The organism is Pseudoalteromonas sp. NSLLW218 (assembly GCF_015864775.1).
GTDB lineage: Bacteria > Pseudomonadota > Gammaproteobacteria > Enterobacterales > Alteromonadaceae > Pseudoalteromonas.
In genome coordinates this window covers 155,848-168,027 of the sequence record NZ_JADYWO010000006.1, presented here as the reverse complement: position 1 = coordinate 168,027, position 12,180 = coordinate 155,848, and the positions used below count along the sequence as shown (strand labels likewise).

Annotated in this window: 10 protein-coding genes; 4 read left to right on the top strand and 6 right to left on the bottom strand. The window is 37.5% G+C overall.

The features are described 5' to 3' along the window. Nucleotides 1-21 precede the first annotated feature (21 nt). The 6 genes from coaE to nadC all read right to left on the bottom strand — a co-directional run bounded on the left by coaE (nucleotide 22) and on the right by nadC (nucleotide 6,570). Complete coding sequence (gene coaE, locus I6E80_RS10895) at nucleotides 22-663, bottom strand: dephospho-CoA kinase (RefSeq protein ID WP_197185546.1); 642 nt, start codon at nucleotides 661-663, stop codon at nucleotides 22-24. 1 nt (nucleotide 664) lies between these two features. After that, nucleotides 665-1,558, bottom strand: coding sequence for an A24 family peptidase (locus I6E80_RS10890; RefSeq protein WP_197185545.1), 894 nt, complete (start codon nucleotides 1,556-1,558; stop codon nucleotides 665-667). A gap of 39 nt (nucleotides 1,559-1,597) precedes the next feature. Next, a complete protein-coding gene (locus tag I6E80_RS10885; protein WP_197185544.1) occupies nucleotides 1,598-2,827 on the bottom strand; it encodes a type II secretion system F family protein in 1,230 nt (409 codons plus the stop codon). Continuing rightward, the gene (locus tag I6E80_RS10880; RefSeq protein WP_197185543.1) at nucleotides 2,827-4,752 is read right to left on the bottom strand and encodes a sulfatase-like hydrolase/transferase; all 1,926 of its coding nucleotides are present in this window, start codon (nucleotides 4,750-4,752) and stop codon (nucleotides 2,827-2,829) included. Before I6E80_RS10880 ends, I6E80_RS10885 begins: the two co-directional genes overlap by 1 nt. A gap of 45 nt (nucleotides 4,753-4,797) precedes the next feature. Continuing rightward, nucleotides 4,798-5,235, bottom strand: a complete 438-nt coding sequence (locus tag I6E80_RS20575) for a pilin (RefSeq protein WP_269435583.1) — start codon at nucleotides 5,233-5,235, stop codon at nucleotides 4,798-4,800. Between the two features lie 483 nt (nucleotides 5,236-5,718). After that, the gene (gene nadC, locus I6E80_RS10870; RefSeq protein ID WP_197185542.1) at nucleotides 5,719-6,570 is read right to left on the bottom strand and encodes a carboxylating nicotinate-nucleotide diphosphorylase; all 852 of its coding nucleotides are present in this window, start codon (nucleotides 6,568-6,570) and stop codon (nucleotides 5,719-5,721) included. A gap of 327 nt (nucleotides 6,571-6,897) precedes the next feature. Here nadC and ampD point away from each other — a divergent pair, with 327 nt between their 5' ends. From ampD to aceE, 4 genes are all read left to right on the top strand, one after another. Next, entirely contained in the window at nucleotides 6,898-7,452 is a 555-nt protein-coding gene (gene ampD, locus I6E80_RS10865) for a 1,6-anhydro-N-acetylmuramyl-L-alanine amidase AmpD (protein WP_197185541.1), read from the top strand. A 13-nt stretch (nucleotides 7,453-7,465) separates the two neighbouring features. Further along, nucleotides 7,466-8,317, top strand: coding sequence for a beta-lactamase regulator AmpE (gene ampE / locus I6E80_RS10860; RefSeq protein WP_197185540.1), 852 nt, complete (start codon nucleotides 7,466-7,468; stop codon nucleotides 8,315-8,317). A 352-nt stretch (nucleotides 8,318-8,669) separates the two neighbouring features. Beyond that, the gene (pdhR, locus tag I6E80_RS10855) at nucleotides 8,670-9,419 is read left to right on the top strand and encodes a pyruvate dehydrogenase complex transcriptional repressor PdhR (protein ID WP_008170672.1); all 750 of its coding nucleotides are present in this window, start codon (nucleotides 8,670-8,672) and stop codon (nucleotides 9,417-9,419) included. 90 nt (nucleotides 9,420-9,509) lie between these two features. Then, nucleotides 9,510-12,176, top strand: a complete 2,667-nt coding sequence (gene aceE / locus I6E80_RS10850) for a pyruvate dehydrogenase (acetyl-transferring), homodimeric type (RefSeq protein ID WP_024600130.1) — start codon at nucleotides 9,510-9,512, stop codon at nucleotides 12,174-12,176. Nucleotides 12,177-12,180: the final 4 nt, after the last annotated feature.

Here is a 12,180-nt window from a genome sequence, read left to right as displayed (position 1 = left end):
TTTGTGTGAGTTAGGACAGCGTTAATGTGAGTTAGTTTTGTTGTGTAATGCATATTGTAGGTACTTTTTATGAAGATCAACAAGTTCTATATGCACTAGGTTTAAACTACGGTCGTTATTTAAAATATCATCCGCTTTTTGCTGTTTATCGGCACGTGACATTTGCGAGGCAATAATACTTTCAACTTGCTTAATACTTGTGCTGTCGCGTTTTGCTGTACGCGCTATCTGTACTGAGGTTGGTACATCAATAAGTAAGGTATGGTCGCAATATTTATCAAGGTTGTTTTCAAACAATAAAGGCGCTACTAAAACAACATAAGGGCTAGTTGCATTATTTAAATCTTTAAGTATTTTTATCCGTATAAGAGGGTGCAGTAACGCATTAAGCCATTCTTTTTCATTGTTGTTAGTAAATATTTTTGCACGCAGCTCTGATCTATTTAATGTGCCATCAGGCAATAAAATATCCTCACCAAAGTGTTGGGTAATCGCTTTTAGCCCTTTGCTATTTGGGAGTACTACTTCACGCGCAATTATATCGGCATCAACAATTGTAATGCCAAGCTCTTCAAACATATTGCTTACGGCTGTTTTACCACAGCCAATACCGCCTGTTAAACCTAATACCCAGCTGTTTACTTTAGTAATTTGCCCACTCATTTTAATAACCTATTAAATTAAAATAAGCGCCTTGAATTTGGTTGCCCCAAAGCATAGTGATCCAGCCAGCTATCGCTAAATAAGGCCCAAAAGGGATAGGCGTTGCTTTGTCTTTACCTTGTATGCTCAATAATGCAATACCTATAATGGCACCTACTACGCTCGAAAGCAGAATAATAGTAAGCAATGACTGCCAGCCAAGTAACGCACCAAATACAGCAAGCAATTTAAAATCGCCATAGCCCATGCCTTCTTTACCGGTTAGTAACTTAAATAACCAAAACACGCTCCACAAGCTTAAATAGCCACAAGCCGCGCCAATAATGGCATCGGTTGGTGTAATTGTGTAGCCCATTACAGAGGCAATAAGTGCAAGCCATACTAGCGGAAGTGTAAGTTGATCTGGCAGCAGCATGTGGTCAATATCAATAAAGGTTAGTGCAACTAAAATCCACGTAACAAAAATATATAAAAGGGCTTGCTCGGTCGTACCAAAGCTGTAGGCAACAATTAAACTTAATAGGGCAGTAATTAGCTCTACAGCAGGGTATCGGGCCGAAATAGGATTACTGCAACTTGCACATTTACCTTTAAGTATTAACCAACTAATAATAGGAATATTCTGCCAAGGCTTAATGGCAGTTTTGCATTTAGGGCAGGTAGAGTTGGGTTTTACTAAGTTAAAAGGCTTATTGATATTGGCTTGTTTAGATTTATTAGCTGTAAGTTCATCTTCCAACAGTAGTCTGCATTCGCTTTGCCACTCACGTTGCATCATCAGCGGTAAGCGGTAAATAACCACATTTAGAAAACTACCAATACATAAACTAATTAAGCCAACGGTGGTTAAATAAAACCACAGCTGGCTTTGCATTACTTCTACAATACTTTGCATACAACGACCAAATAATTAATTAGTGCATTTAAATAAAAATTAAACAACAGAGCCTAATTCGAAAATAGGTAAGTACATAGCAATAATTAAACCACCTACTAGCACACCTAAAACAGCCATTATTAGTGGCTCTAGTAAGCTGGATAAGGCATCTACAGCATCATCCACTTCTTGCTCGTAAATGTTAGCTACCTTTTCAAGCATGCCGTCTAGTGAGCCAGACTCCTCACCAATCGCGACCATTTGTATTACCATATCAGGGAATATTTTTGAGTTACGCATTGCCCAGTTCATCTGATTACCAGAGCTAACCTCGAGTTTTATATCTAAAATTGCGTAACGATAAACAGCGTTACCAGAGGCTCCTGCTGCAGAATCAAGTGCATCAACCAGCGGCACACCTGCAGCAAACGTAGTCGAAAGAGTTCGTGCATAGCGAGCAACAGCCGCTTTATTTAGAATCATACCTACAACAGGCATTTTTAATACAGCTCTGTCAGTTGCATCCCTAAGCTTTAGGCTCCTGAGCTGTGCTTCTTTAAAAGCCCAACCGCTAGCAACTACAGTGATTAATGCCACCCACCAATATTCCTGCATAAACTCAGATATACCAATTACGAATAAGGTAAAAGCAGGGAGCTCAGCGCCAAAGCCATTAAATATATCTTGGAACTGCGGAACAACAAAAATAAGTAATATGGAGGTAACAATGACAGCTACAACTAAAACAGCTATAGGGTAGAACATCGCCTTTTTAATTTTTGATTTTAATGCTTCAGATTTTTCTTTATAAATAGCGACACGGTCAAATATTTTATCAAGCGCACCGGATTGCTCGCCCGATGCAACTAAATCGCAGTATAAATCATCAAAGTAACGTGGGTGTTTTCTAAGTGCTGTAGATAGTGGTTGCCCCGCTTTTACTTCATCACCAATGGTCATCATTAATTTGGCAACACTTTTGTTAGTAGAGCCTGAGCCAATCATTTCGATTGATTGAATAAGAGGTACACCAGCCATCAACATAGTTGCTATTTGGCGAGTAACGAGAGCAATATCTTTTGGAGTTATCTTTTGAACATTTTGAATACCAAATAACGGTTTTGCTTTACGCTTTACTTTTGAAGGCGTAATGCCTTGCTTTCGAAGCTGTGCTTTTACTAATGCAATGCTATTCCCTGCGAGCTCCCCTTCAAGACGTTTTCCTCTAGCACTAACCCCGATCCACTGGAAAGTATCTAAACTTTTTTTATTCGCTTGCTTAGCCATTATAGTGCCTTTATGGATTGATTATACACATAGCCTAAATTACTACATGGTTCTATCTGTGCAATAATCACTTCATCAAGATAAAGGGTACACAGTTTATCTAATAATTCTTCCTTTAACTTTGCGTTTGGAAAGTCAATGTCTTTATATAAAATATTTCTTTCTAAGTCAGTGATATAAATCTGATTAGCATGTTCGGGATAAATAGATAATTGCCATTTATCAAAAATAATTCCTCTTTGTTTCGAGTTTACTGCTTCTTGATATAGGCTTTTCTTAATAATTACCTTTCCTAAAGTATCTATTTTAAATAAATTAGAATTTTGTTCAATAGTTCCATTTACATCAACTGTTCCTTTGCTATTGAACATTGGTTGTAAGGAGCTTTCTAATGGTATTATTCTTTGACCTTTAACTTTAAAGATGCTTTTTCCATCAAACTCTTTTCCTACATCTAACTTTAAGATATCAATAATTGTTGGCGTAATGTCGGACAATGCATAATTGAGATTAGTATTAACTGGTCCCAAGTCATAAAGGTTATGGTCTTTTAAATATTTAAAGGCGAGTAAGGTTTTATATTGAGAGCCTGAAACTATTGATGTCCCATGCCCAGTTAAATTTATTATTTCTGAATATCCATCGTGGCTAGGTGTATCTATATTCCTAGAAAAACTTTCACCATGGTCTGAAACTATAAAAATTAAAGCGTGTTCTAGCAACCCTTTATTTTTTAAATTGGATATATATTTAGAAACTTGGTCATCAACCATTCTTATTGATTCTAGATATTTTTGATAGCTATTTTTTAAGTGATTAGCTTTATTATTTGTTTTGTAAGGCCAGTGAGGTAAAGTGAAGTGGCTAGCAGCAAATACTGGATTATTAGAAGGTGGTAAGCTCAAGTCTATTTCTTCGTTAAACCTTTTTGGATCGTAAGTAACCCATACCGCTCTATTATTTTGTAAGTGCGGCATAAAGTAGTTAAAAAAATTCAGTCTTGATGTTAGAGCAAGTAGAGGCAGGTCTACAAATTTAGATAAGATGAACTCTGCAGCCGTGGCTGGAGGGCCTATTACTTTATCGAAAAAAAACCTTTCATCAATATTATTAAAACGTCTTTCATCTTGAATATAATAATTAGTATAACCAACATTTTTTAAATAATAAGGTAATGTTTTAGTTAAATCTATTTGATTGAAATTAGTTAGATTTAAACGAGCCTTATTTGTTAATGGGTAGTCGCCAGTTAAAATACCTACCCACGAAGGAAATGTTCTTGCAACATGTGTATAAGTATTTGGTAGGAAGTTGGATTCATCTAAGAAGTCTTGTAAGAAAGGTGTTTGTTCTATATTTATTTCATCTTGATTTAAAGAGTCGATACCGATAATAAATATGTTTGGTTTATTAGTCTTTTGAACACTCGTTACGTTAAAGAAATTAATATCTGGGAGAAGTAAAATTAAAAATATAAATAAAGTTATTTTTATGTTTTTAGAAATAAAGAAAGATGACAATAGTAATATGGAAAAAAACAATACCACAATTGTTAACAGAGTTTTATCTGCCAAACTCGTATGGCTGAAGAATAAATCAGGATATAAGTAACTGGATAAACTTAGTATAGCTGTTGGTAAAAATAGCCATGTTAAAATTAAACAAAATAAAATAGATAACCTATCTTTCGATATTTTTCTTAAATTACCTGATACAACATTCGCGATTAAACTCATAAAAATTATAGAAATTAAGACCCCAAAAGCGAATGTAAACACCTCATATAAAAAAGGGCCATTAGATAGTGCATTAGAAAGCTTTTTTTCTACAGATTTAATTCCTAGGTTTTGTGAACCTAAATGAATATACCAATTAAATAACGTAAAAAAGAAAAATAAGAAGGAAATTAGTAGATTAATAAGCATAGGATGTATTTCAAGCGTAGCTTAAAGCTACGCTTGATAATTATATTAACGGCAATTAGCTGGTTTAAATTTACCGTCTACAGTACCAGTATTACATGTCCAAGTTATTGAACCACCGCCAGAAGCAATAGATGGCTCGAAAATTATAGTAGCATCTTCAGTAACCTTGTCATTGTAAGTAACGGTAATATGACCATTAGCATTTCCTACAGCTACGCTTTTAACTGCGTTACCAGTGATTGCAGTTGCATCAGGTAGGCCAGCAGTTGTATTGTTTGTAGGCCAAGCAGCCTGTGATACATAGTATTCAGTAACTGCAGCTTTTGCTGATGCTGCTAAAGTTATACCTTCACTCACGTGAGCTCGCTTTGTGTAGTCTTGGTATGCAGGTAATGCTACTGCAGCAAGAATACCGATGATTGCTACTACAATCATTAATTCAATTAGGGTGAAACCCTGTTGTTTTTGAGTCATTGTTTTCATGTTTCCTCTCCTAAAGGATAGATTTTTGTAACTTAAATCACTTAAGTGGCAAAATGCCTCACTTAATTTAACTGATTTACTTTACAGTTTTACTTAAAATTAATTTTATTACACTTTAGCTTTAGAGTATGAAACACAAAAGCCGTATGTGAATTCATTATGTTTAGTACTAACTATAAAAGTTTACTAAGAGCACTACATGTTGTAGCAACAAATAGTATAGGCATAAAGTAAATAGTTTAGTTGCTTTAGTTTTTAATTATGTCTTTAAAAACTGAAGGCACTAGTTATTTATGACTACCTTTTTAAATAAAATAGTACAACAGAATTAGTCTACCATTTTATTTTAGTGTTTAGCACGTATCTTCTTATAAAAAAGCGATTTTATTTAACAAAATGTTACAAAGTAAGCCTTTCGGGTTATTTAATGCTTTTTTACTTAACTTGTCAATCGATTAGCGGTATTAATTGGCAGTTATTGCTTTAAAATTGTTCAAAACGCATCGATAAATCGATTGATTGTAAGTTTTTTGTTAACGCCCCGCTTGATATAAAATCAACGCCCGCTTGTGAATAAGTTTTGAGCGTTTCTAGGGTCATATTGCCTGAAACCTCTAGTTTGGCGCGTTTGTTGGTTAAAATTACTGCTTGCTTAATTTGCTCTACGCTAAAATTGTCGAGCATAATTATGTCGGCGCCAGCTTCAATTGCTTGTTTAAGTTCTGGGAGTGATTCTACTTCTACTTCGACAGGTTTGTTTGGGTGATTTTGTTTAGCTTGAGCTACGGCTTTGTTTATTGTGCCACAAGCCGCTATATGATTTTCTTTAATTAAAAAAGCATCAAATAAGCCAATGCGATGGTTTGCACCCCCACCACATTTTACCGCGTATTTTTGAAGTGCTCGCAAACCAGGTATGGTTTTGCGTGTGTCGAGTAGTTGCGTAGTTGTGCCGCTTAGCTCTTTTACGTAACGCGCTGTAGTAGTTGCAGTGCCTGATAACGTTTGTACAAAGTTAAGTGCAGTACGTTCGGCAGTTAATATTGAACGAGCTGAACCAATAGCGGTAAATAATATGCTGTTTGCTTTAACTGCGTCGCCATCATTAATAAGTACATTAACCTTAACGCTTGGGTCTACCTGTTTGAATACTTCAAGGATGATGTCTTTTCCGCAAAAAATGCAGTCTTCGCGAGTGATTACTTTTGCGTTGGCTTGCTCGCTCTGAGGGATAAGCTGCGCGGTAATATCGCCTTCTTGCGCGGTTTGATAATTTAAATCTTCGTCAAGTGCAAGAGTGACTAGTTGAGTAATGAGGGAGTGCGAAATAGACATAGGATGCTCATAAGCGTTAATAAATTAAGCAAATTTTACTATGTTTATAAAAGAAAGAGAAGCGATTGCCTTTTCACCAATATAAAGATAAGCGCGTATAGTAAATTAGTATCTACGTGTGGGTTTGTATTATCTGTAGGTGAGGTTTTATACCTCGCTTTTAATTTCGAAAGTTACGTTACATTGGCGGACGTAAATTCGTACCTACGGGTGGGTTTGAATTATTTGTATGTGAGGTTTTATACCTCGCTTGTTACTATCATTTTTCTAATAAATCCTTTAGCATCAGTACTATGTATCTCTTGATATTTATATAATAAACGTATCATGAAAATAGATTTAAACGGTGTTTTAAGTACGGTAGCGCAGCGGCCTTGTTCGCATTTTGATGAGCGCCCTGATGAGGCTGATATTTCTTTATTGGTGATTCACAATATATCATTGCCAGCAGGGCAGTTTGGTACACCTTTCGTTGATGACTTATTTATGGGTAGCATTGACTGTAATGCTCATTCAAGTTTTAGTGACTTAAAGAATTTACGTGTATCGGCCCATTGTTTTATAAAGCGCACCGGTGAGGCTATACAATATGTGCCCTTTGAAAGGCGTGCTTGGCATGCAGGCCAATCTGAGTTTGAGGACGCGCCTGCGTGTAATAACTTTAGTATTGGTATTGAACTTGAAGGTACCGACATCGCACCATATTCTTTAGAACAGTACAAAACATTAACTATTATTGGTAAATCTATAATGCAACGCTATCCAAAAATTACCCCTTCGCGTATTGTTGGACATTGCGATATTGCTCCAGGGCGTAAAACCGATCCTGGTAGTAGCTTTAATTGGCCATTGTTTTTTAATATGCTTGAACAGCTAAGTTAAGAGAGTTATTCCCATGATTTTAGTTTCTATAATAATTGCATTAATACTAGAGCGCTTAGGCGCTCGGTCTAACTACTGGCAGATAAGTTATTACGCAAATGGTTATTTAAATCGCTCTAATAAATTACTTGGTGATAAGGGCTTATTTAGCTCAGCACCGGGCTTTTTAATTTGGCTTTTACTTCCAGTGATTGCGGTGGCACTAATTTATTGTTTGTCAGATTTTGTTTTGTGGCAGTTGGGCATTAATATCGCGGTGCTTTTGGTTTGCTTTGGTTGTGCTAAGCAGCGTGCTTTATATAAGTCGTACTTAAATGCGTTAACGCGAGATGATGGTACTGCTGCATCTCTATATGCGTTGCAAATAGGTCAAAAGCGTACTGATGATCAAGATGGTGGCGAAACCTTTGGGCAAACATTGGCATGGGTAAACTTTAGATTTTACTGTGCGGTGATTTTTTGGTTTGTTGTTTTAGGTGCGCCAGGCGCAGTTTTATATGCACTGGTACGCACTTTAGCTGATTTAGTACGAGAAGATCATAAAGTAATATTTGCTAAGCGTTTTAAGCTTATACATAAATTACTGTTCTGGCTTGACTGGTTGCCTGCACGCATCACCAGCTTTGGTTATTTAGTAATAGGTAACTTTAATAAAGGCACCAGTTGTTGGCTACGTTACGTGCTTAACTTTAAATCCCCAAATCGCGAAGTAGTAACATGTACTGCACTTGCTGCAGAGCAAGTTGAAAAGCGTTATTACGGCTGTACCTACGAAGCCACTTGTATGATTAAGCTTGTTAAGCGCAATGTATTATTTTACTTAGTACTTATAGCGCTACTTACATTATTTGGTGGACTGTCTTAGGTTAATACCTTTTTAATAAAGTACCTTATGCAAGGTAAGGTGCTTTAATCTCTTCCTGCAATTTTTGAACACAATAAAATAGAGCTAATATTCTAATTCCTTCTGGTCAGACCAATTGTTTTCATCCTATTAACGTTATAACAATTTTTGTAAATTGCGCATTGTTTAATCTTCGTTCAAAATGCGTTACGCTACTTTAATTGCTCAAATTACCTGTAAATTGACAGCTAATAAGGTTTTTGATACCGTATTGAAAATTTTTGGTATGACCAATTTACCTTTTGGGTAAATCATACTACTCAAAGCCCCGCTTTATGGGCTCTTGGTATTTATACAACGCGGACGTTGATTCATGTCTTTAAAGATCAAAGCAGCAAAGTTATCTGATGTTATTTTACAGCAACTCGAGAATATGATTCTTGAAGGCTCGTTAGCACCAGGTGAAAAGTTGCCACCAGAGCGTGAACTAGCAAAGCAATTTGAAGTGTCTCGCCCGTCACTGCGTGAGGCAATTCAAAAATTAGAAGCGAAAGGTTTAGTTACGCGTCGCCAAGGTGGCGGCACGTTTGTAAAAAATCAGCTCGAAGAAGGGCTTACTGATCCACTTTTTGATTTGATTAGTAAACACCCTGAGTCGCAGTTTGATTTACTTGAATTTCGTCATGCATTAGAAGGGATTGCTGCTTACTACGCGGCACTGCGCGGAACCAGCAACGATTTTAGTAAAGTGAAAGAAAGCTTTGATAAAATTGCCCTCGTTAATGATGATTTACAGCAAAAAGCAAAAGCAATTAATGCATTTCACTTTAGCGTGGCAGAAGCCTCGCATAATGTGGTTTTACTGCATTTAGTAAGAGGCATGAAAGCGCTGCTTGAGCAAAATGTATTGCAAAATTTAACTGTTTTATTAAAAAAGTCAGATATTAGCAGTCAGTTAGCCGAGCACAGGCGTTTATTAATGGATGCCGTTATTGACGGTAATCCAGAACAAGCCCGTTTAGCAAGTAATGCGCACTTAGCGTTTATTGAAGAAGCACTACTTGAAGCAGGCAAAGAACATTCGCGAATTGAACGTAGTTTAAGACGCACTAAACAAAATTAAGTTAGTACATAACTACTTTGAACACACAAATTAAGTAGCTGTGATATTAAATTAACAATATTCGTATTTTAAACATAAGGAAACCTCCATATGTCTGAAGTCAATAAAATTGACGTAGACGCGCTAGAAACACAAGAGTGGTTACAAGCTCTTGAATCAGTTGTGCGCGAAGAAGGTGTTGAACGAGCTCAGTTTTTACTTGAGCAAGTATTAGAGCAAGCCCGTTTAGATGGCGTTGATATGCCAACGGGTATTACCACGAACTACGTTAATACTATTCCTGTAGATCAAGAACCTGCTTACCCGGGTGATGTAAATCTTGAGCGTCGTATTCGTTCAATTATACGTTGGAACGCGATTATGATCGTTCTACGTGCATCTAAAAAAGATCTCGACTTAGGCGGCCATATGGCGTCTTACCAATCATCTGCTGCATTTTATGAAGTGTGTTTTAACCACTTCTTTAAAGCGCCAAATGATGTAGACGGTGGTGACTTAGTTTATTACCAAGGTCATATTTCTCCTGGTATTTATGCACGTGCGTTTGTTGAAGGTCGTTTATCGGCTGCACAGCTAGATAACTTCCGCCAAGAAGTTGATGGTGAAGGCTTACCATCGTACCCACATCCTAAGTTAATGCCTGAATTTTGGCAGTTCCCTACGGTATCAATGGGCTTAGGTCCTATTTCATCAATTTACCAAGCTCGCTTCTTAAAATACTTAGATGGTCGTGGCTTAAAAGACACTAAAAACCAACGTGTATACGCGTTTTTAGGTGATGGTGAAATGGATGAGCCAGAATCACGCGGTGCTATTTCTTTTGCTGCACGTGAAAAACTAGATAACCTGTGTTACTTAGTTAACTGTAACTTACAGCGTTTAGACGGCCCAGTTATGGGTAACGGTAAAATTATTCAAGAGCTAGAAGGCTTGTTTAAAGGCGCTGGCTGGAACGTAATTAAACTAGTGTGGGGCAGCGGCTGGGATATTCTTCTAGCTAAAGATACAACGGGTAAATTACTACAGTTAATGAACGAAACTGTTGATGGCGATTACCAAACATATAAAGCTAAAGATGGCGCGTACGTACGTGAAAACTTCTTTGGTCGTTACCCAGAAACAGCAGCACTTGTTGCTGACATGACAGATGATGAAATTTTCGCGCTTAAGCGTGGTGGTCATGAGTCATCAAAATTATTTGCTGCATTTAAAAAAGCAGAAGACACTAAAGGCCGTCCAACTGTAATTCTTGCTAAAACTGTAAAAGGTTACGGCATGGGTGAAGCAGCTGAAGGTAAAAACATTGCGCACCAAGTGAAAAAAATGGACATGTCGCATGTTGCACATTTACGTTCACGCCTTGGTCTTGACGATTTAGTATCTGAAGAACAGTTAAAAGAACTTCCTTACCTAGAGCTTGAAGAAGGTTCTCCTGAGTATAAATACCTACATGCACGCCGTGATGAACTTAAAGGTTATACACCTAAGCGTATACCACGTTTTAGTGAAAAATTAGCGTTGCCAGAAGTAGAAGCATTTAAGCCGCTACTTGAAGAGCAAAAACGTGATATTTCTACCACTATGGGCTTTGTTCGTGCACTTAATATCTTATTAAAAGATAAAGGCATTGGTAAAAACATCGTACCAATTATTGCCGATGAAGCGCGTACATTTGGTATGGAAGGTTTATTCCGTCAAATCGGTATTTACAATCCGCATGGCCAAAACTATACGCCACAGGATCGTGATATTGTTTCTTACTATAAAGAAACTGTATCAGGGCAAGTGCTCCAAGAAGGTATTAATGAGTTAGGTGCAATGTCGTCATGGGTTGCTGCTGCAACTTCATACAGCACTAACGATTTACCAATGATCCCATTCTACATTTACTACTCTATGTTTGGTTTCCAACGCGTTGGTGACATGGCATGGATGGCGGGCGATCAACAAGCACGTGGTTTCTTATTAGGTGCTACAGCGGGTCGTACAACACTAAATGGTGAAGGCTTACAACACGAAGATGGTCACAGTCATATTCTTGCTAATACCGTTCCTAACTGTATTTCATATGACCCAACTTACGCGTTTGAAGTAGCGGTTATTGTACAAGACGGTATTCGTCGTATGTACGGTGATGACCAAGAAAATATTTACTACTACCTAACGCTTATGAACGAGAACTACCATCAGCCAGCTATGCCAGAAGGCGCTGAAGAAGGTATTCGTAAAGGTATTTACAAGCTTGAAAGTTACGAAGGTAAAAAAGCCAACGTACAGCTATTAAGCTCAGGTACTATTATGACTGAAGTACGTAAAGCAGCTGCGATTCTAAGTGAAGAGTATGGCATTGCGTCTGACGTGTTCTCTGTAACGTCTTTCAACGAATTAACGCGTGAAGGTCAAGATGTTGAACGTTTCAACATGCTTAACCCTGAAGGCGAGCAAAAAACAGCATTCATCACAAGCGTGTTAAACGACTCTGTGACTGTTGCAGCAACGGATTACATGAAAAACTACGCAGAACAAGCGCGTTCATTCATTCCAAGCAGCAACTACAAAGTGTTAGGCACAGATGGTTACGGCCGTTCTGATAGCCGTGAAAACCTACGTCGTCACTTTGAAGTTAACGCGGGCTATGTTGTTGTTGCTACGTTATCTGAACTTGCTAAACGCGGTGAAGTTGAGAAGTCAGTAGTTGTTGAAGCACTTAAAAAGTTCAACATCGACACTAACAAACTTAACCCACTGTACGCATAAGAGG

Excerpts from the sequence above, each read along its gene's own strand:
- ampE (WP_197185540.1), top strand. The coding sequence starts at position 7,466 with ATGATTTTAGTTTCTATAATAATTGCATTAATACTAGAGCGCTTAGGC.
- I6E80_RS10885 (WP_197185544.1), bottom strand. The coding sequence starts at position 2,827 with ATGGCTAAGCAAGCGAATAAAAAAAGTTTAGATACTTTCCAGTGGATC.
- ampD (WP_197185541.1), top strand. The coding sequence starts at position 6,898 with ATGAAAATAGATTTAAACGGTGTTTTAAGTACGGTAGCGCAGCGGCCT.
- aceE (WP_024600130.1), top strand. The coding sequence starts at position 9,510 with ATGTCTGAAGTCAATAAAATTGACGTAGACGCGCTAGAAACACAAGAG.
- pdhR (WP_008170672.1), top strand. The coding sequence starts at position 8,670 with ATGTCTTTAAAGATCAAAGCAGCAAAGTTATCTGATGTTATTTTACAG.
- I6E80_RS20575 (WP_269435583.1), bottom strand. The coding sequence starts at position 5,235 with ATGAAAACAATGACTCAAAAACAACAGGGTTTCACCCTAATTGAATTA.
- I6E80_RS10880 (WP_197185543.1), bottom strand. The coding sequence starts at position 4,752 with ATGCTTATTAATCTACTAATTTCCTTCTTATTTTTCTTTTTTACGTTA.
- nadC (WP_197185542.1), bottom strand. The coding sequence starts at position 6,570 with ATGTCTATTTCGCACTCCCTCATTACTCAACTAGTCACTCTTGCACTT.
- coaE (WP_197185546.1), bottom strand. The coding sequence starts at position 663 with ATGAGTGGGCAAATTACTAAAGTAAACAGCTGGGTATTAGGTTTAACA.
- I6E80_RS10890 (WP_197185545.1), bottom strand. The coding sequence starts at position 1,558 with ATGCAAAGTATTGTAGAAGTAATGCAAAGCCAGCTGTGGTTTTATTTA.